The organism is Streptomyces sp. NPDC043680 (assembly GCF_056436685.1).
Genome location: NZ_JBWKCE010000009.1, coordinates 19,331 through 39,764, shown reverse-complemented (window position 1 = coordinate 39,764; position 20,434 = coordinate 19,331). Strand labels below are relative to the sequence as shown.

General features: G+C 71.8%; 15 protein-coding genes and 1 pseudogene. 8 read left to right on the top strand and 8 right to left on the bottom strand.

Annotation, left to right across the window (positions count from 1 at the left end; translation table 11 throughout):
• The first annotated feature begins 544 nt into the window (after window positions 1–544).
• From AC0666_RS19615 to AC0666_RS19580, 8 genes are all read left to right on the top strand, one after another.
• Window positions 545–1,765 carry an MFS transporter gene (locus AC0666_RS19615; RefSeq protein ID WP_478708022.1) on the top strand — a complete coding sequence of 407 codons (1,221 nt, stop codon included), beginning with the start codon at window positions 545–547 and terminating at the stop codon, window positions 1,763–1,765.
• Window positions 1,766–1,960: 195 nt separating this feature from the next.
• Complete coding sequence (locus AC0666_RS19610; protein WP_478708021.1) at window positions 1,961–5,764, top strand: amino acid adenylation domain-containing protein; 3,804 nt, start codon at window positions 1,961–1,963, stop codon at window positions 5,762–5,764.
• Window positions 5,761–7,041 carry an ATP-grasp domain-containing protein gene (locus AC0666_RS19605; RefSeq protein ID WP_478708020.1) on the top strand — a complete coding sequence of 427 codons (1,281 nt, stop codon included), beginning with the start codon at window positions 5,761–5,763 and terminating at the stop codon, window positions 7,039–7,041. The genes AC0666_RS19610 and AC0666_RS19605 overlap by 4 nt, the downstream gene beginning before the upstream one ends.
• The gene (locus tag AC0666_RS19600) at window positions 7,038–7,985 is read left to right on the top strand and encodes a peptidase (RefSeq protein ID WP_468964909.1); all 948 of its coding nucleotides are present in this window, start codon (window positions 7,038–7,040) and stop codon (window positions 7,983–7,985) included. Before AC0666_RS19605 ends, AC0666_RS19600 begins: the two co-directional genes overlap by 4 nt.
• Before the next feature lie 3 nt (window positions 7,986–7,988).
• Window positions 7,989–9,800, top strand: a complete 1,812-nt coding sequence (gene asnB / locus AC0666_RS19595) for an asparagine synthase (glutamine-hydrolyzing) (RefSeq protein ID WP_478708019.1) — start codon at window positions 7,989–7,991, stop codon at window positions 9,798–9,800.
• 13 nt (window positions 9,801–9,813) lie between these two features.
• A complete protein-coding gene (locus tag AC0666_RS19590; RefSeq protein WP_478708018.1) occupies window positions 9,814–10,644 on the top strand; it encodes a hypothetical protein in 831 nt (276 codons plus the stop codon).
• A gap of 10 nt (window positions 10,645–10,654) precedes the next feature.
• Window positions 10,655–11,569 (top strand): aminotransferase class IV, encoded by a 915-nt coding sequence (locus tag AC0666_RS19585; RefSeq protein WP_478708017.1) that lies wholly within the window; start codon window positions 10,655–10,657, stop codon window positions 11,567–11,569.
• 81 nt (window positions 11,570–11,650) lie between these two features.
• A complete protein-coding gene (locus tag AC0666_RS19580; RefSeq protein WP_468964917.1) occupies window positions 11,651–12,613 on the top strand; it encodes a TauD/TfdA dioxygenase family protein in 963 nt (320 codons plus the stop codon).
• A gap of 60 nt (window positions 12,614–12,673) precedes the next feature.
• Here the strand turns inward: AC0666_RS19580 and AC0666_RS19575 are convergent, their stop codons facing one another.
• From AC0666_RS19575 to AC0666_RS19540, 8 genes and pseudogenes are all read right to left on the bottom strand, one after another.
• Complete coding sequence (locus AC0666_RS19575) at window positions 12,674–13,183, bottom strand: hypothetical protein (protein ID WP_468964919.1); 510 nt, start codon at window positions 13,181–13,183, stop codon at window positions 12,674–12,676.
• Window positions 13,184–13,291: 108 nt separating this feature from the next.
• Window positions 13,292–14,524, bottom strand: a complete 1,233-nt coding sequence (locus tag AC0666_RS19570) for a pyroglutamyl peptidase (protein ID WP_478708016.1) — start codon at window positions 14,522–14,524, stop codon at window positions 13,292–13,294.
• Between the two features lie 198 nt (window positions 14,525–14,722).
• A complete protein-coding gene (locus AC0666_RS19565) occupies window positions 14,723–15,190 on the bottom strand; it encodes a DUF7144 family membrane protein (protein ID WP_478708096.1) in 468 nt (155 codons plus the stop codon).
• 518 nt (window positions 15,191–15,708) lie between these two features.
• Window positions 15,709–16,011 (bottom strand): annotated as a pseudogene (locus AC0666_RS19560) (ion transporter); the annotation flags it as partial.
• An 8-nt stretch (window positions 16,012–16,019) separates the two neighbouring features.
• Window positions 16,020–16,952 (bottom strand): cytochrome P450 family protein, encoded by a 933-nt coding sequence (locus AC0666_RS19555; RefSeq protein WP_478708015.1) that lies wholly within the window; start codon window positions 16,950–16,952, stop codon window positions 16,020–16,022.
• Window positions 16,952–17,491, bottom strand: coding sequence for a cupin domain-containing protein (locus AC0666_RS19550; RefSeq protein WP_478708095.1), 540 nt, complete (start codon window positions 17,489–17,491; stop codon window positions 16,952–16,954). The genes AC0666_RS19555 and AC0666_RS19550 overlap by 1 nt, the downstream gene beginning before the upstream one ends.
• A 53-nt stretch (window positions 17,492–17,544) precedes the next feature.
• Entirely contained in the window at window positions 17,545–18,597 is a 1,053-nt protein-coding gene (locus tag AC0666_RS19545) for a type III polyketide synthase (RefSeq protein ID WP_478708014.1), read from the bottom strand.
• Window positions 18,598–18,759: 162 nt separating this feature from the next.
• Window positions 18,760–20,394 (bottom strand): extracellular catalytic domain type 2 short-chain-length polyhydroxyalkanoate depolymerase, encoded by a 1,635-nt coding sequence (locus tag AC0666_RS19540; protein WP_478708013.1) that lies wholly within the window; start codon window positions 20,392–20,394, stop codon window positions 18,760–18,762.
• Between the last annotated feature and the right edge of the window lie 40 nt (window positions 20,395–20,434).

Sequence of the window (20,434 nt, the reverse complement as noted above, 5' to 3'; positions counted from 1 at the left end):
CCGGACCGCACCCGCCCGGCGTCCCCCGGAGGGTGGCGCCACGCCCCGACCGGCCGATCTGATCGGCCGCTCGCCGAACTGCCCCTGGAACGGCGGTACACGGCCGTGCTCGGCGTGAACCGGACTGCCGCCGCGGTGTGTTACGGCCGCGAGTTCGTCTCCCGATGCGCTGCCGCCTTCCCGTCCGGCCGCATCCGCGCCGCCAAGACGCGCCGTACTCGCCGGTAGATGGGGTATCACCGACAATCTCTCCACATAATTTTTCTCAAATGTTTGCCGTGACCCCCGGTCAATTCGTTTGTGACGGGGGTCACATGTCCATTTCCTGGACACGGCGGGGCGCACGCAGTTTCGATAGAACCCGACGGGCCGACGATCTTGGCCCGTGATTACGGGGAATTCCCGAATCTTGTCGTTGGCAATGGCGCTGAACGAGGGGTGGGGGCGTGTCAGTGATCCTGACGTGCACGGAAGCAGGGGTCCGGCGGCACTGCCCGGCTCTCGGTCGGAAGTCCGCCCGTGCGGACCACGGTGTGGCAGGACCATGCTGAGCCGGTTGCTTCCCTCGCGCGGACCCGCACGTACCCTCACCGGTATCACCCTGGTGCACACCATGGGCCAAGGCCTGTGGATGGCACTCAACGCGATCTACGCGACGACGGTCCTGGGCCTGTCGCCCGGCCAGTTCGGCATCGGGGTCGGCGTCGCCGCCGGCATCGCCCTCGCCGTGAGCGCCCCGACGGGGCACCTGGCCGACCGGGTCGGCCCCCGCTCCGTGCAGATCTGGTCCTTCCTCGCCCTCGGGCCGCTCACCGCCGCCCTTCTCGCCGTCCACGGCTTTGTCATGTACGTGATCGTGGTGAGCGTGCAGGCCGTGGCCTACAGCGCCAGCCGCAGCGCGCGGATGGCCATGGTCGCCGGGCTCGTCCCCCCGGAGGAGCGGGTCTCGGTCCGCGCCTACCTGCGGGCCACCAGCAACGTCAGCGTGTCCGTGGGCGCCGCCCTGGCCGGCCTGCTCCTGACCGTCGACTCCGTCCGGGCCTACCAGCTGGCCGTCGTCTTCAACGCTGCCACCTACCTGGTGACGGGCCTGCTGACGCTGCTGCTCCCCGCCGTCGAGCCGCAGCCCGCCCGCCCCGGACCGGCCCTGACGGTCCTGCGCGACCGGCCCTACCTCACCTTCGTGGCCCTGGACGGGCTGCTGTCGATGCACAACCTGCTGCTCGACGTCGTCCTGCCGCTGTGGGTGCTGCACCACACCGGCGCTCCCCGCTGGATGATCGCCGCGATCCTGCTCACCAACACCATCGCCGTGGTGCTGCTGCAGGTCAGGGCGGCCCGCGGGACGGACGACCCGCCCGCCGCCGCCAGGGCCTCGCGCTCCGGATCCTTCTGCCTCGCGATCGCCTGCATCGTCTTCGCCCTCACCGAAGGCGCCTCGCCGGTGCTCGCCTGCGCCCTGCTCCTGGTCGGCGCCCTGGCGCACGTCCTCGGCGAGATCAGGCAGTCCGCGGGCAGCTGGGGCATGGCCTTCGGGCTGGCGCCCGAGCATGCGCAGGGCCAGTACCAGGGCACGTACGCCATGGGCGCCGACCTGGGCAAGATGATCGCGCCCGCCCTCCTGACCTGGCTCGCCATCGAGCACGGCACCACCGGGTGGGTGATCATGGCCGTCGGCTTCGCGCTGGTGGGTGCCGCCATGCCCTTCGTCGTGGACTGGGCCCGGCGCAGCGCCCGGCCCGCACAGGACCCCGTCGCCGCCTGAGCGCGCGGCCGGTGCGCCCGATATCCGGGTAATCACCGCAGTCTTTCCTGAATTCACCTGACCCGTATTTCCTTCCGCGCCCGATTCCCGCATCGGTGAAAACGGCGCGCGGAAAAGGCGGACCATTCCAGCCGCATTCCGTCGCGGGTGAATTCAGCCTGCCCGAAAACACATCAGACCAGGGGGACAACGACCGTGGGCGATATTCACGCCGACTCATCCGCCGGGGTACCGGACGGTGAGACGCCGGCCCTGCAACTGCCCGTCAGGGACCCCGGTCCCGGCGGCCCGGACCGGACGGGCACGGGTACCCACACCTGGTCCGGCGAGCCCGCCGGACCCGGCTTCTCGGACCAGGTCCACGCCGCGTTCACCGTCCTCGTGCACCGCTACAGCGGCCAGGACGACATCGTGCTGGCACGGGCGGGCGGTGCGCCCGGTGTGCCCGCCGACCGGCCCGTCGCCGTACGCTCGCCCCTCGCGTACGACGCCACGCTCTCCGAGACAGCGGCCGCGCTCGGCGCCCGCTACGCCGAAGCGGCCCGCCGCAGCACAGCCGGTGACCTCCCTGAGCTCGGTACGGGGCTGCACGCCGGCTACGTCGAAACCGACGGCGCCGAGGCCCTGCCCGAGGGCTTCGCACTGCTCCTGGAAGCCCGACTCACGTCCGAGGGCGCACAGTTCACGTTGCACTACGAACGGGCGCTGTTCACGGCCGAGTTGACCGCGCGGATGGCGGCCAACCTGAGCACCCTGCTCCGCGACGCCGCCCGCCGGCCGCAGGCGCCCGTGGGCGAACTGGCCCTGCTCTCCGACGCCGAGCGGCTCCACCTGCTGACCGGGCTCAACGACACCGCCCGCCCGTACGCCCGGGACACCCCGCTGCACGCCCTCGTCGAGGCACAGGCCGCCCGCACCCCGCACGCCCCGGCCGTCGAAGGGCAGGGCGCCGCCTTCACCTACCGGCAACTGGACCGCCAGGCCAACCGCCTGGCCCGGGCGCTGGCCGCCCACGGCATCACCCCCGGATCCCGCATCGGACTCTCGCTGGCCCGCTCCGCCCGCAGCGTCGTTCTGCTGCTCGCCGTCCACAAGGCGGGCTGCGCCTACGTCCCGCTGGACCCGGCCTACCCCGCGGACCGGCTCAGCGCCATCGCCGCGACCGCAGACATGGCCGCCGTCGTCCACGAGGGCGACACCGCCCCGGCCTGGCTCGGCGGAGTGGCGGCCGACGCCCTCCCCTGGGCGGAACTGTGGGAGAAGGCCTCCGCGCAGGACGACGCCCCGCCGGACCTCACCGTCGACCAGGACGCCACCACCCACCTCATCTACACCTCCGGCTCCACGGGCCTGCCCAAGGGGGTGGTGATCAGCCACCGCAACGTGGTCGCGCTCCTCGCCTGGGCCGAGGACACGTACAGCTCCGAGGACCTGGCCCGGGTGCTGTTCTCCACCTCACTCAACTTCGACCTGTCGGTGTACGAGCTGTGGGCCCCGCTCACCCGCGGCGGCTGCGTCGTCGTCGTGGACAACGTCCTCGCCCTCACCGAGGACGAGGGGCTGCGGCCCACCCTGGTCAACACCGTGCCCAGCGCCCTGGGCGTACTGCTCCAGCGCGCGGCGGTCCCGGACTCGGTCCGCGTCCTGAACGTGGCGGGCGAGCCGCTCTCCAAGGAGCTCGTCAACGCCGCCTTCGCGAGCACCGCCGTCACCCGCCTCTACAACCTGTACGGGCCGTCCGAGGACACCACGTACTCCACCTGGAAGTGCTTCACCGGGCCCACCGCCGACGCCCCCACCATCGGCGTGCCCCTCCTCAACACGGTCGCCTACCTCCTCGACCCGCACGGGCGGCTCGCCCCGCAGGGTGCCGCCGGTGAACTCCACCTGGGTGGAGACGGCCTGGCGGGCGGCTACATCAACGACCCCGACCGCACCGCCGCCTCCTTCGTCCCCGCCCCCGCCCACCTGGGCGCGGTGCCCGGCGGGCGGCTCTACCGCACCGGTGACCTGGCCCGCTGGACCGAGGACGGCGAACTGCGCTTCCTCGGCCGCAAGGACAACCAGGTCAAGGTGCGCGGCTTCCGCATCGAACTCGGCGAGATCGAGGCCGTGCTGCGCGAGGTCGTGGGCCTGCGCGACGTCGCCGCCCTGGCCGTGCGCACCGACGGCGACACCCGGCTGGTCTGCTACGTCGGCCTGGACGGCGCCGACGTCACGACCGAGGCGATGGGCGAGCACCTGCGGGCCAAACTGCCCCACTACATGCAGCCTTCCAAGATCCTCACGGCGGACCGGCTGCCCCGGCTGCCCAACGGCAAGGTCGACCGCAAGACGCTCGCCGCCCGGGACATCGACTGGGGCACGGCCGCCGCGGCCGCCTTCACCGGCGACGACCCCGACGAGGCGGAGGTCGCGCGGATCTGGGCCGACCTGCTGGGTCTGACCCGCATCTCCCCGGACCTGGACTTCTTCTCCGTGGGCGGCCACTCCCTGCTGGCGAACCTGCTGGCCGCCCGGCTCTCGGACGCCGCCGGCCGGGCCGTGCGCGTCGCCGAGATCTACGGCCACCCCACCCTCACCGACCAGGCCGCACTGCTGCGCCGCACCCGCGAGCAGCAGCCCGAGGACCGCACCCTCACGGCCGACGGCCCCGCGGCGCGGCTGCGCGCCGTAGCGGAGACCCTGCGCGAGTCCGGCCGCGGACACGGCGTCCCCGGCGCGGGAGCCGCCGTCTTCCGGGACGGCGCCCTGCAGTTCACGTACCACGGCGTCGCCGACACCGAGACGGGGGCCGCGTACACGGCCACGACCAGGCAGCGCATCACCTGCATCACCAAACCCATGCTGGCCTTCGTCGCGCTGCGCCTCGTCGACCGCGGCCTGCTCGGCCTCGACCAGCCGCTCCACGAACTGCTGCCGCAGGCGCTGCGGCGCCGCGACGGGAGCACCGTACGGGTCACCCTGCGCCACCTGCTGTCGCACACCAGCGGTGTCGACGACTCGTACGAGGTCTGGAACGACACCGACCTGCCGGACCTCGACACCTACATCGGCACGCTGGCCGGCTACGGCCAGCTCTTCGAACCGGGCGAGGTGTTCGCCTACTCGGCGGTCGGCACCTCCATCGTCGCGGCGCTGATCGAGAAGCTGCTCGGGGTCCCCTGGCGCCGCGCGGTCAACGAGCTGATGCTGACCCCGCTCGGCATCAAGGAGATCCCCGAAACCCTCACCGAGGGCGGCCACTACGAGGGCGCCGTCTCCGTCGGCTACGTGTGGAACGAGCAGGCCAAGGCCTACCTGCGCCACGATCCGCCGAAGCAGACCATCGCCGACGACGCCGCCGGCTCGTTCTCCGTCTGCCTCACCCTTGAGGAACTCGCCAAGATCGCCCGGCTCGCCCTCGACGACGGCATCGCCCCCGGCGGCGAGCGCCTGCTGTCCGCCGAACTCGCGCAGCAGATGCGCACCCCGCAGATCCCCGTGCCCGGCCACCACTTCATGCACGCCTGGGGCCTGGGCTGGCTGATGTTCGGCCCCACCGCCTTCGGGTTCAACTCCAACGGCAGCGGCCACCACAACTTCATCCAGATCTTCCCCGAGGAACGCTCCTTCCTGCTGCTGCTCGCCAACGCCTACCCCGCCTTCGGCCTCTACGAGGACCTGCTGCGTGCCCTCACCGGCGAGGGGCTCATCCGGACCGGGCGGCCGTTCGAGATGCGACTCGACGACTGCGCGGGCCTGTACGACTCCGACGGCTACCGGCTGAACGTCCTGCGCGGCACCGACCACCTCCGCTACGAGTACTCCGAACGCCAGGCGGACGGCGCGTGGCTGCAGCTCGACGAGGGCGACCTCGTCCTGTCCGGTGCGGGCGGCTTCAGCTCCATGTCGAAGAAGAACATCCTCGCCGGTTCGATCTCCTTCATCCCCACCCCTGGTACCGACATCCCGGGCTACGTCCGGATCGGCCAGCGATTCGCGAGGAAGACGCGATGACCGCGATGACACATCCGCACGTCAAGCACGTCGTGTTCGTGACCTGGAAAGCCGGCAACGCCCCCGCGTTCGAGGCGGCCCACCGGCTCGGCCACCACGTGACCCTCATCCGCTCCCTGCTGATGGAGCAGTCCCAGAACATCGACTTCGACTCCTCCCCGTACGCGCGGTTCGTCGACACGGTCCACGTCCTGAAGGACGCCACCGACCCCGACGCCCTGCGCACCTGCGTGCACGCCGTCCACGAGGAGCGGCCGGTCGACGGCTTCGTCGCCACGGTCGACGCCCTGGTCGTACCCGTCGCACGGATCGCCGAGGAGATCGGCGTACCGTTCACGGACGCCGCGGCCGCCGCGGCCGCCAAGCAGAAGAACCGCTGCCGGGAGATCCTCGCCGCGGCAGGAGTCGACCGCACCCGCCACGCGGTCGTCGGCGGCTTCGAGGAGGCCGCCGCGTTCGCCGCCGCCACCGGATACCCCGTGGTGGTCAAGCCGGCCCGGGGCTCGGGCAGCGAAGGCGCCCACGTCATCGCCGGCGAGGCGCAGTTGCGCGGCGTCCTGGAGCAGGCGGCGGACGGCGGCGGGTACGACGCGGGCATCCTCGTCGAGGAGTACCTCACCGGCCGCTTCGTCTCGGCCGAGATCGGCCTCGCGCACGGCCGGTTCCTGCGCCTGGCCGTCAGCGAGCGCTCCACCTGGCACCGGCACGAGGCGCTGGAGACCGGCACGACGATCCCCGCCGGGATCCCGGCCGAGGACCATGACCGTGTCATGGAGTTCGCGGAGGCCGTGGTCGGCGCGCTCGGGCTGCGGCTCGGCATCTTCCACGTCGAGGTCATGCTCGCCACGGACGGCACCCCGCGGCTCATCGAGCTCAACCCCCGCATCATGGGCTCCTGCCTGCCCAACCTCTTCCGGCTGGCGGGCGGTGGCGACATCTTCGAACTCCTCGTACGGATCCACCTGAACGAGGAGATCGAGCGGGGACCGACCGCCTTCACCCACTACGCGACCGTCCGCTGGTTCGGTGCCGCGGACACCACCCCCACCCCGGAGCGCGTACCGGACCTCGGCTGGGCGGCCGCGGAGTACGGCGACAGCCTCCACTCGCTGACCGTCCGCTTCCCCGAGGGCGACGTACTCCTTCCCTGCCGCGGCAACCTCGGCAACTTCGGCGAGGTCCAGGTCGTGCACACCGACCGGGCCGCGTCGATCCGCATCGCCGAGGAGATCGTCGCCCGCACCGCCGAACAGCTCGGAATCGAGGTGACACGATGACCGCCACCCCCCACGCCTTCTACGAGCAGACCCGCCGGCAGCTCGAACTGCTGGGACTGCCCGACGGGGACGCGCAGGGCATGCCGGGCTCCACCGCGGCCTTCGCCGACGGCGGCCACTTCCGCGTCGAGGTGCCCACCGTCAACTCGGTGCAGGCCGCCGAGACGCTGCTCTCCGAGAGCCGCCGCCGCGGCTTCACCATCAACCGCATCACCGAGACCCGCGGCATGTACCGGCACACGGCCCGGGAGATCAGCGAGTACGTGACCCTCGGCCGGGAGTACGGCGCCGAGATCCTGATGTCGGTGGGCCCCCGGGCCGGCTACGACATCGGCGCGAGCGTGCAGACCACGGAAGGATCAAGGATCGGCTACCGGCTGCGCGGCCAGGAGCAGATCGTGCGCGCCGTCGAGGACGTCAAACGCGGCATCGAGCTCGGCGTACGCGGCTTCGTCGTCTACGACGAGGGCCTGCTGTGGGTGCTCGGACGCCTGCGCACCGCCGGTGACCTGCCACCCGACCTCCACCTGAAGGTCTCCGCGCACTGCGGGCAGGGCAATCCGGCCTCCGCGCAGATGCTGGAGATGCTCGGCGCGAACAGCTTCAACCCCGTCCGGGACCTGACGCTGCCGATGATCGCGGCGTTGCGGCAGGCGGTCACCATCCCGCTCGACTGCCATGTCGACAACCCCCGGATGTCCGGCGGATTCATCCGCACTTACGAGGCACCCGACATCGTCCGGGTCGCCGCACCCGTCTACCTCAAGACGGGCAACAGCGCGCTCGACGGCCACGGCGTCAACCCCACCCCGGCACAGCTCGACGACATCCTGCGCCAGGTCGAGATCGTCGTCGAGTTCCTCGGCCGACACCATCCGACGGCCCGCCAGAGCAACGGCCGCGCACTCGCCCCCGCCGGCGCCGGCCCCCAGACGGAGGTGTGACCCATGTGCCGAATCTACGGGTGCTTCGGCGGCGAGCCCTTCGGCCGCGACGTAATGGACGCGGTCGCCGACGCGATGCGCGAGGGCGGCCCGGACGAGCAGACCGCCGGCCTCGGCGACGGATGGGCGCTGGGCAACAACCGGCTCGCGATCCAGGGCATCGCCCACGGGCACCAGCCCTTCGTCCGCGGCGAGCTCAACTGCGTGTTCAACGGCGAGATCTACAACCACCGGCAGCTGCGCCGTGAACTCGCCGCGCACGGCTACTCCTTCGAGGGCGACTGCGACGGTGACGTCCTGCTGCCGCTGTACGAGCTGTACGGCGACGCCTTCGTCTCCCGCCTGGAGGGCATGTTCGCGATCGCGGTGGTCGACGGCCGGGGCGAACCCTGCCTGAAGCTGTTCACCGACCACGCGGGCATGAAGTCCCTCTACTACTACCGCTCGGCCGACGGGCGCCGCCTCTGCTTCGCCTCCGAACTCCAGGCCCTGCGGCGCTTCCCCGACTTCCCCGACGAGATCGACCCGCTCGCCGTCGACCGCTACCTCGGCGGCAAGGCGGTCTGGGGCCCCGGCACCGTGTACACCCGGGTGCGCACGCTGGAGCCCGGTTCGGCCCTGCGCTTCGCCGCGGGCCGGCTCTCCCTGACCCGTACGGCGCTCACCGAGGCCGAAGTCGACTGGCCCGGCGGGGAGCCGTCCGTGGCCGCCGCGGGGGCGATGCTCGACGGGCTGCTGCGCGACGAGATGAGCCGGATGCTCGACGCGGACGTCCCCGTGTGCGTCATCACCAGCGGCGGCCTCGACTCCAGCTACACCACGGCCCTGGCCGCCCACCTGGTGTCCGACGTGGCCTCGTTCAACATCGCCTACCAGGGCGACTGGCCGGCCGACGAACGCCACTACGCCGCGGAGGTCGCCCGCCACTGCGGCACCGAGCACCACCAGGTGCTCCTGGACCCGGCCGGCTTCCCGGAGCTCGTGGAGCGGTTCATCCGCCACCTCGACCAACCCAACAACGCCCCGCACAGCCTCAGCACCTTCGCCCTGTTCGAAGCCGTCCACGAGGCCGGTTTCAAGGTGGCGCTCACCGGCGACGGAGCCGACGAGCTCTTCGCCGGCTACGCACGCTTCACCAAAGCCGACCGCGACGGGTCCACCGGCTGGCACCGGGCCTACCAGGGCACCATGGCGGCGGTCCAGACCGAGACCCTCCAGTCCCTCTACACCCCCGACTACGTCGCCCGCGTCCACGCGGACGGCGGCCACTTCGGGGACCGCAGCGCCGACGAGCTGGACCGGCTGGTGCGCTCGGGGGAGCGGGGCAAGCTCGAAACGCTGCTGCGCTACGACCAGTCCGTCCGCTTCCCGTACTACATCCTGCGCCGGGTCGACCACCTGAGCATGGCGCATTCGGTGGAGGCACGGATCCCCTTCCTCCAGCCGTCCGTGATGCGGTTCGCCCACGCGCTGCCCGCCGCCGTCAAGGTGGCCGGGGACACCGTGAAGGCGCCGGTGGCCGAGGCCGCCCGACGCTGGGTCCCCGAGAGCGTGGTGAACCGGCCCAAGCAGCCGTTCACCCTGCCGATCGCCGCGATGATCCGGCCGGGCGAGGCCCTGCACGACATGATCGGCGACCTCCTCCTCGCCCCCGGCGCCCACTGCCACGCGTACGTGCGCCCGGACGCCGTCCACGACCTGTTCCGTCTGCAGAGCGAGACCCCGGGGGCGCACGCCGCCGAGGCCCTCTGGTCGCTCCTGATGCTGGAGACCTGGCTCTCCGCGCGCCACCCCAAGCCGTCCACCACCCTTTGAGAAAGAGCCACCCATGACCGACACGCCCGAGACCACCCCCGCCGTGACCTCGATCCTGGCGGGCGTCACCAAGGACGACATCCGCCGCGACCCGTTCCCGCACATCGTCATCCGCAACGCGCTGCCGCAGGAGCTCTACGACGCCCTGTCGAAGTCGATGCCGACCGCCGAGTACATCGGGGAGCGGATCGGCAAGCCGATCACCTCGAACGAGCGCTACAACTACATGTCCGAAGCCGTCCTCGGCGACCCTGCGATGGCGCAGGTCTGGAAGGACTTCGTCATCTACCACTCCTCACCCGCGTTCTACGAGGAGTTCCTCGACCTGTTCCAGGAAGACCTGCTGGCCAACCTGCCGACCGCCGAAGACCGCCTGGGCCCGCTGCGCGACCTGCGCGTGGGCCGCCGCAACCGGGACGGCTTCGAGACGCACGACATCCTGATGGACTGCACGGCCGTCATCAACTCGGCCGTCACCGGCAAGCCCTCCGCCTACCGGGGCCCGCACGTCGACAAGCCGTACAAGCTCTTCGGCGGCCTGTTCTACATGCGCCTGCCCGAGGACGACGCCGTCGGCGGTGACCTCGTCCTCTACAAGTACCGGACCGAGGCGCACAAGTTCTACACCAGCGCCTCCGAGTACGGCGACAACCGCTTCGACATCGACCCCGAGTACGTCGAGGAGGTCACCACCGTCCCCTACGAGAGCAACACCCTGGTGATGTACCCCATCAACCGCCTGGCCCTGCACGGCGTTTCGGTACGCAGCCTCACCCACCACCAGCGGCGCTTCATCGCCCTCGTCGGCGACCTCCAGCACCCGCTCTTCGACCTCGCTCTCTGAGGGGCGCACCGTGATCCCATTCGACCAGCGCACCGGAAAGATCTGGTACGACGGCGCCCTCGTGGACTGGGCCGACGCCAAGCTCCACGTCCTCAGCCACGGCCTGCACTACGCCTCCAGCATCTTCGAGGGCGTCCGCGTCTACGGCGGCAAGCCCTTCCTCCTCGCCGAGCACATCTCCCGGCTGGGCGCCTCCGCGCGCATCCTCGACTTCGACCTCGCCCACACCGAGGAGACCCTGTACGCGGCCACCTGCGAGGTGGTGGCCGCGATGGGCATCACCGAAGGCTACGTGCGCATGAACGCCTGGCGCGGTTCGGAGATCATCCAGACGGCCGCGCTCAAGACCTCCGTCCACACCTCCATTGCGGCCTGGGAGCTCCCGGAGGGCTACTACGCGGCGGCCGACGCCCTGGAGAAGGGCATCTCCCTCGTCACCGGGCGCTACCGCCGGCCGGCTCCCGAGTACGCCCCGGTCAAGAGCAAGGCCGCGGGCAACTACATGATCGGCACCGTCAGCAAGAACGAGGCCCTGCGCGCCGGCCACGACGACGCCCTGCTCCTCGACGACCGGGGCAACTTCGTCGAGGCCACCGGCGCGCACCTCTTCTTCACCAAGGACGGCGCCCTGCACACGCCGACCACGCGCTGCACGATCGACGGCATCACCCGGGCCTGCGTGCTGGCCATCGCCGAACGCGAGGGCATCGAGTGCGTCGTGGGGGACCTGGCCCCCTCCTTCGCGGCAGAGGCGGACGGCGCCTTCCTCTGTGGCACCGCCTGCGAGATCCTCCCCGTCGCGCAGATCGACGGGCACGCCTACGACCTCGGCGGCAACGAGGTCATCGGCAAGGTCGTCACCGGCTACCGGGACCTGATCGAGGGCCGCAGCACGGTGACCGTTCCCCGCACCTGGGCCTGGTAGCGCACCGGCCCCGCAGCGCGGCCGCGGTGCGCACCGCGGCCGCGCCGCACTCTCCCACCCGTATTCGTGAAAGGCGAAAGCGTGACCCAGACCGTGCGTTCCCCCCACTTCACCGTCCAGCAGGTCGCGGGCCGGATCGGAGCCGAGATCTCCGGCGTCGACCTGCGCGAGGAGCTCGACGAGGTCACGGTGGCCCGGATCCGGCAGGCCGTGCTCACGCACCGCGTGGTCTTCTTCCGCGACCAGCACATCGACCACGCCCAGCACATCGCCTTCGGCCGGCGCTTCGGCGCACTGACCCGGCGCCCGGGCAAGAAGCACGGGGTGCACCCGGAGGGCCATCCGGAGATCCTCACCGTCGACCCGAAGGCCGACACGGAGCGCTACGGCGCCGACTTCGAGGAGCACTACCGCCGCAAGTGGCTGTCCCCGCTGGCCGGCTGGCACAGCGACCTCACGCAGGCGGTGAACCCGCCGGACCTGTCGATCCTGCGGGCCGAGCGGACCCCGCTGTTCGGCGGCGACACCCAGTGGACCAACACGGTCGCCGCGTACGAGGCGCTGTCGGCCCCGCTGCGCGAGTTCGTCGACCAGCTCACCGCGGAGCACGCCTTCTTCACCGCCGTCCACCTGCGCCACTCCGACCCGCGCGACCGGGAGATCCTCAAGATCTACTGCGAGGACCCGCAGGTCGCGGTCCACCCCGTGGTCCGGGTCCACCCCGAGACCGGTGAGAAGGCGCTGTTCGTCAGCCCCGGTTCGACCACCCGGATCACCGGCTTCACCGAGCTGGAGAGCCGCCACCTGCTCGAACTGCTCTTCCAGCACCTGACCAGCGCCGAGTTCACCGTCCGCTTCCGCTGGGAACCCGGCAGCATCGCCTTCTGGGACAACCGCAGCACCTGCCACTTCGCCCCCACCGACTTCGCCCACCTCGACGTGGACCGCGTCATGCACCGCGTGACGGTCCTGGGCGAGCCGGCGAAGGGCCCGAACGGATTCGTCTCCGAACTCGTGGAGGGCGAGCCGATGCAGGCCTGGTAGCCGCCGGGACCGGGCGAGCGGCAGGGGCCGCCGCGGCCGCCGGCCGGGGCGGCCCCGCGGTCAGCAGCCGCCGCAGTTGTAGAAGGTCACGTCCCAGTGGCTGCCTTCGTCGGCGTAGACGTTGCCCGCGCCGGACCGCCACTGCGGCGCGCCGTCGCCGCGAAGCCCGATGTAGGTGAAGGTGTTCTTGATGTAGCCGCCCAAACAGGTGTACTTGCTGAAGTCCAGCTTGTAGCCGTTCCAGTGCGAGTAGGTGCCCGCGGCGTGCCCGGCCTCGGTGCCGCCCGTGATGTTCAGCGCGCAGCCGCTGGCACCCTTGAGGGTCTGTGCACCCTGCGCCGTGGCGAGGTTGAGCTGCTCGAAGGACGTACAGGCGGGGTTGTTGCGGTCCGAGCAGCCTCCTGACGAGGACCAGGTGATGCCGGAGCTGCGGAACATCGAGGTCGCGGCGGCATGGCTGATCTTGGTGGCCGCCTGGGCGTCCGTGGCGCCGCCGAGGACGCCCACACCGGGAGCGAAGAGGACACCGAGGACGAGGGCGAGCGCGCTGAGGACCGGGCGTGATCTCATGGGGGGCTGCCTCCTGCGAGCGGGCGGGACGGGCATGGAGATGGTGCCCGAGCCGGGTGCGGGTCCGCCAGAGGGCGTACGGCCCGTGCGGGCCCGCACCCGCCCGCCTCAGCCCCCCGCGGCGGCGTGTTCGAGGACGGCGCGGACCTCCGCGGTGATCGCGCTCTCGTTTGCTTCGAACTCCGGGCCGGTGAGCACCTGCGCGTCCGCCGGCAGACCGGTGAGCACCGGTGTGTGCAGGTGTCCGCCGGGCAGGCGCGGGGCGAGTTCGCCGCGCAGCCGGTTGGAGCGGTAGGCCACCTCGTTCGACAGGTACCCGCCACCGCCGCCCGCGACGGCTCGCGAGCCCGGCGTCGGCCCGTCGGCCCGGTCCACCGGCCCGGTCGCGCCCGCCGGTATCTCGGTCACCTCGGTGTTCAGGAACACCGGGTACGGGGTCTGCACCGCGGAGGTCACCGCCTGGGCGGGGAGCGTGGTTCGGATGAACTCCGGTCCCTGTCCGAGGCCGGGAGCGGTCACCGGGTGCTCCCGGGTACCGCCCGAGAGGGAACCGGTGTTGTCGGGGTAGGGGTCGGCCGACCGGGACCGGCCCGCCCAGGCCTCCAGGGTGAAGATGCCGGGGTACCCCTGGCTCACGGTGGTGATGATGTCGGCCGAGCCGGGGCCGCCGGCCATCCGCGGGGCGAACGCCCGCTCCACGATGCCCGCGTCGAAATCGGCGTAGCGCACGGGCAGGACGACGGCGCGGACCTCGGCTCGGGTGCCGTCGGCGAGGGTGATGCGCCGGCCGTTGAGCTGCAGGGCCGCGGAGCCTGAGGGGTTGGCGCGGCGGAGCTCCGCGTCGAGCCCGAAGGGGTCGAAGCCGCTGATGAAGACGCGCCGTACGCCGGGCGCGGTCCCGAAGGCGTTGGCGGTGAGTCCGCGGGAGGCGTCCTCGAAGCGGGCGCGCAGCGCGCCGCGGTCGACGGCGAAGGCCGGCTCCCAGCGGGCGATGGCGGCCGTCATGGCCAGCCGCGCCCAGTACAGCGGCCGGTCGTCCCCGGCGGCGAGATCGCCGCCGGGCCGCTGCCCTTGGGCGCGTCGTACGGCGGCCTGCCACAGCGCCTCGCCCCAGGCGTCGGCGATCCGGCCGGCCTCGGCGGAGCCCCGTGCGCTGCACAGGGCGGCGGGGAAGCGCCGGGTGAAATCGCCGAATCCCGCGCGTTCGACGAGCGCCGTGGTCCGCGCGTCCGCGAGACGTGCCTGTTCGGCGTCGAGCGGCGCGGACTGCACGGTGCGGCAAGCGGCACCGTCTTCCGCGGGGGCGTCCGCGAACGCGGTGGCCGGAGCGGCGAGGGACAAGGGTAGGACGGTGGCAAGAAGGACCGCGGCCGAGGCGGTACGCCATAAGAGTGTCATGCGATGTGACATTACATAGCGTCCGCCGAGCTCACCAGAGACCTTTGCGCCCCTGTGCCGGGCCCTTGCAAGGGCCCGGCACAGGGGCTGCTTCACGGCTGTTGGACGGCTACGTCCCGCGTGCGACGCGCAGGTCGGACATCACACCGCTCCCGGCCCGTACCCCGCTCCGGTCCTGTCCGGGAGGTCGGTGCACAGGGCCCAGATGACGAACACGCCGATGGCGATGGCGATGAGCGACCAGACCGGATGGTAGGGCAGCCACATGAAGTGCGCGATCACCGAGAGCGCGGCCAGGGCGATACCGACGACCCGGCCGACCGTCGAGCCCTTGAGGATGGCCGCACCGACGGCGGCGACGACAATGCCCAGGATCAGGTGGATCCAGCCCCAGGCGGTGAGGTTGAACTTGAAGACGTAGTGGCCGATGTTCTGGTAGACGTCGTCGCGGGCGATGCCCGCGATGCCTTCGAAGATGCTGAAGATGCCGTTCACGATCAACAGGACACCGGCGAACATCGTGCCGCCGGAGGCCCAGGCGCTTCCGTCGTTCCTGCCACTGCTGCTGCTCGGCGTGGTACGCGGTGCAGTTCTCGGCGTGCCGCTCATCGCGCCGCCTTTCTGTCGAGGGCCCGGCGGGTCGAGCCAGGCCTCGGGGTACGGGATCGGTCCGGATGCCATGCGGTCCCGTCCTACATGGTGCGCACCGACGGCGCGGGGCGCACGTCGGGACGCTTCCGCTCCGCCCCGACGTGCGCCCCGCGCCCCAGCCGTCTATCCTCCGCCCGGCTCGCCACGACCTGGGCGTCGACGCGCACACGAACCGGATGCGGTGGGTTCCGTCGGCGTCGACCGCCGGACCGCCCGTCCCCAGCGCCTGAATCGAACGCGGCCGTGAAGAGCGTGGCCGAACGCCTGGGGACCTCCCCCTCGTCACGTCGCGTGCTCGGAGCAGGCGGCGTCGCGGCAGAGCCCGATCACCCTGACGGGCGCTGCTGCCCGTATCGGCGGGGGCGGGGGAGCGGGGAGCCGTCGGGGCGGTCGTCTCCCGGGGAGCGGCGTCGAGGCGGGCCTCCACCTCGGCCAGGGCGTGGCGCAGCGCGGCGATGCGCAGACGGAGCTCGTCGGCTGAAGGGCGACACGGCGAGGCCCGCGTGGACGGCGTCACCGAGGCCTTCCAGCGTCATCAGCAGGAACAGGGTCAGGGCGGCGCGACCGAGCGATCCGTAGTGCGCGGGATCGTGGCCGGCGAAGCAGATCCAGCCGACCATCGCGTACACGTAGAGGATCAGCGCCCCGACGAACAGGAAGCTGACCGTGCCCGGGAGGCTGCGGCCCACGGCGACGAGCAGGATCCGCAACTGGGGCATGAACCGCGCGGTGCGCAGCACGCGCGCCAGCCGCAACAGCCGCAGCAGGGTGGTGTTCTCCGGCGGGGCTACCAGGTCACCGGCAGCCCCACCGGCCCGCGGATGAGCACGTCCTTCTGCCAGACCACCTCGCCGGGATCGACGGCCAGTCGCAGGTCCGGCAGCCGCTCGACCAGCGTGGTCAGGAGCAGCTCCGCCTCCAACCGGGCCAGCAGCGGTGCCGGGCAGTGGTGGGGGCCGTAGCCGAAGGCCAGGTGGGGCGGACCCTGGCGGTCGATGTCGATCGGTGCGGCTCGGGGTAGCACGACTCGTCCCAGTTGGCCGCCACGTACGAGACGTACACGGCCTCGCCCCGGCGGATCAGGACCCCGCCCACCTCGACGTCCTCGGTGGCGACGCGCGCCTGCCCCACGCCGTGCTTGTGCGGAATCCAGCGCAGCAGCTCCTCCACGGCCGCCGGCACGGCCCGCCGGTCCGACCGCAGCCGGCTCATCAGGCCGTCGTGGGTCAGGAGTACGTACGCCATGTTTCGCCACGCCCAGCAGAGCCCCGATGACGTGCAGGGGGAACGGCGAGGTCACCTGCCGCACGAGGTCCGCGGGCGACCCCGACGCCACCATGCGGTCGAGCAGGTCGTCGAGCGCAGCCTGGGCGCGCGGACGCAGCGCCGCCGTGCCGGAGCGGCTGAACGCCGAGGAGGCCACGGAGCGGATCCGGGTGTGGTCGGGGGGATCCACGAAGCTGACCGCCCGGTCCAGCGGCACGAGGTACCTGTTCATGCTCGGCAGCGGCCGCCCGACGATGTCCCGGCTGAACCGGGGATCGGAGGTGACGAACCGGACCGCGTCGTGCCGCGCCGCCAGCCAGCACTCGCCAGGAGTCCCGTGCGGCAGCCGGACCCGGACGACCGGTGCGCCGCGCAGTGCCTCGCGGAGGAACGGGTCGAAGTCCAGCGCCACCAGATCCGCGGCCTCGTACACGGGGGGAGCGGTGTCCTGCATCACCGGCTCCTCCCCGGCCGTTCGTGGCGCAGCGGGGTGAGCTGCTCGATGTCGTAGCGGCGGCGCAGCGCGGCGATGGCCTCGTGGTCGACGGGCCCGTCTGCGGACAGGATCTCCAGGAGTTCCTCGAAATAGCGCTCGTGGTCCGGGGGAGGGGATGACCGGAAGAACATCCGGGCCGGGACGTCGGCGGGGTTGGCGAAAGCGTGGGGGCAGCCGGGCGGGACGAGGATGACCGTCCCGGGCGTGGCGCGGACCACGCCCTCACCCTTCGGCGACCGCCATTCCCGCCAGCCGTCCGGGGTGCGCACCCGCGGCTCGAAGGCGAGAACATCGAGCTCGCCCTCCAGGACGTAGAACAGTTCCTCGCTGCGCGCGTGGACGTGCGCGCCGACGTCGAAGCCCGGTGGCACGAGCACCTCGAAGCTCGATGCGACGCGCGACTGGGCCCCGGTCACCTTGAACGTCACGTGCTGGGCGGCGGCGCGAAGGACACGGCCTTCGCCGGGAGGCACGATCAGGCCACTGCCTTGAGCCATCGTGGCCAGGGGGTCCGCGGTCTCCGCGGTCACGGGGTCGTTCTCCGTCAGGGTCACGGCGTACGGCTCCAGCGGCCCAGCGCCATCTCGGCCGTGATGCCCGGGCCGAACCCGGCCAGGAGGCCGCGCGCCTGGTCGGCGGCGCCGCCCTCGTCGAACAGCCGGCGCAGCGCGTCCAGTACGACGGCGCTCGCCACGTTCCCGTACTCGGTGAGCGTGGCCCGGCTGAAGCGGAAGGCATCGGGGGCCACGCCCAGCAACTTGCTCAGGTCGTCGAGGATCCGCGGTCCCCCGGCGTGCACGATGTAGAAATCGAGGTCGGACGCGTCCCAGCCGTGTCCGACGGCAAGGGTGCGCAGCGCGGGGGCGAGCGGCTCCATGGTGCCCGGCACCCGTTTGTCGAGCAGGAAGTGGAAGCCGGTGGCGCGTACGTCGTACGCGATCCAGTCCTCGGTCCCCGGGACCAGGTACGAGCCGTTGCGCTCCAGGCGGATGCCCACCCCGCCCGTACCGCGGACGACTGCGGCGGCCACACCGTCGCCGAACAGGCCATTGGACAGCAGCGATCCGATGCCGATGTCGGTGGGCTGATAGCACAGCGAGCAGAACTCGCACGCCACGATCAGCGCGTTCGCCTCCGGGTAGGCCGTGCAGAAGTCGTGCGCCCTGTTGATCGCAGCACCGCCGGCCGCGCAGCCCAGCTGGGCGATCGGCAACTGCCGGGTGGTTGAGGGCAATCCCATCGTGTTGATGAGCCAGGCCGTGAGCGAGGGCATCATGAACCCGGTGCAGGACCCATAGATGATCACGTCGATCTCGGCGGCGCGCAGCTCGGCGTCCTCCAGCGCGCGCCGTACGACCAGGGGCACGCGGGCCTTGGCCTCGGCCTTGTAGAGCCGGTTGCGCTCCTCGAACCCCGGGTGCGCGAGCGTCTCTGCGACCGGTTGCACGAGATGGCGGGTCCGTACCCCGGTGTTCTCGATCAGGCGCAGCGCGAGACCGGGTCGGGGATGATCGGCATGGTGCGAGCGCGCGAGCTCAAGCGTCTCCTCCATGGTGATGACGTACTCCGGAACCGACACGGCAGGCCGACATGACGTCGCCATGCAGCACCCTTTCCCGACGCGCTCACCGGAGTGCCCGGTGTGAACCAGCCCGCTGATCAACGAGCAACTCCGGTAGGGGTGACGGCGGGTCGCTGGTCGGCGGCCCCTGGGTCCGCCCGGCCGGCGGCGGATCCGGCCGCCGCCGGTGCCGTGGGCGCGGTGTCAGGTGCGGTATTCGACGGTCAGGGTGGCCCGGGCCCCCTCGGCGACGAAGAGGTACGCCGTCGAGGTCTGGGGGACGGCGAAGCGCAGGCGCACCTGCGTCGTGCCCGTGCGGTCGAGTGCGGCCAGGCCCGCGGCCGACAGATCGGTCGACGCGGCGCTGCCCGCGGAGAAGGGCGGGATCTCGGCGGCCCCCGCCGCAGTCGTGGGCGCGGACCAGTCCGCCGGCTCCGGGGAGCAGTCTCCGAAGCATCCCGTCCTGGCGTCCACCAGCAGCCGGTTGCCGCCGGCCCACGGATCCGCCGACCCGCCGGTGCGCGTCAGCGTCACATAGGCCCGGGTGATCTCCTTCCCCGCGGGGATCAGCGAGGTGTCGAAGGAGAGCACCGCCCGGTTGTACCGGCCGTCGCTGCCGCGCCCCAGCGCAAGACCGTAGAGGTCCTCCAGGGTGCCGAGCGCCGCGCCCGAGCCGTCGGCCGCGGCCTTGACGTAGCCGTCCTCCGCATCCCGGCTCGGCAGCTGCACCCGGCCCTGCCCGGACGGAGGTGCTCCGTCGCCACCGAGGGCCCGCACCATCGCCATGATCGACTCGATCTGCCGTCCGCCGTGCCGGGCGTACGCGGAGTCGCCCTGGTAACCCCACCAGTTCCAGCAGCCGTTGGGATTGCCGGCCGTGGAGCTCGCCTGCGCCTGCGGGTAGAGGACGATCAGCCGGTTGGTGTCCGCGTACTCGTTGAGGTGGGCCTGTTCGACGAAGCGGGTGCCGAAGCCCTGGTACGCATACCCCTGCTTGCAGCCGTGCAGGGCCACGAGCAGCCGGCAGGCACCGCCACCCGTTCCGGCCGCGTCGGCGCAGGCCGACGGCACGTAGAGGAAGCCCCGTTCGCCCATGGACACCGACGCGGCCGCGCCCCCGGGTACGTACGGGTTCTGGTCGAAGGAGGTCAGCACGGCGCGGGGGGTGCTGCTCGGGGCGGTGACGGAACCCAGCAGATGGCCGAGCAGGTCGCCCTCGGCGTCGATGCCGCAGTCGTTGATCCAGGGGTGCTGGGTGACGGCGCAGGAGTTGGAGCCGAGTGGGCTGATCCAGGCGTGCCCCGCCGCCGTGCTCCTGTCGTAGCGGACCCGGGCGCCGAAGCGGCCGTAGAACGCGGCGAGTGCGTCCGCGACCGGCCGTTTGACGGTCTGGTCGCCCGATCCGCTGAAGACGTAGACCGGGTCGCCGGAGAGCTGGTCCACGGGGTCGACGAGGCCCTGCGCCGACCAGGCGCGCGTGGTCTGTTCCAGCTGGTCGAGCCGGAGGTCCTGCACGGTGTCCATGCATGCGTTCAGGGCGGTGCCGAGCGTGTTCTGCGCACAGTCGTACGGGCCCGAGGCGAAGGTGGCGGAGCCGTCGAACGTCCCCGAGTAGGCGACGTGCAGCTGCGTGGCCATGTAGCCGCCGGAGGAGATCCCGGCGCTGTAGACGCCGTCGAGGTGGTAGGGCCGGAGCGTACGCGGGACGGGAGTCGGGGCCTGCGGGGTGGCAGCCGAAGCCGCGCTCCCCGGACCCAGGAGGGCAGCGCCCACCAGCAGGAGCGCGGTCGCGAGGCGGCGTACGCGGCGGCCGGGTGCGGTAGCGGTCGAGGGTTTCATGGCACCTCCGGGGACGGTTGCCGGGAGACTACGACCGGGG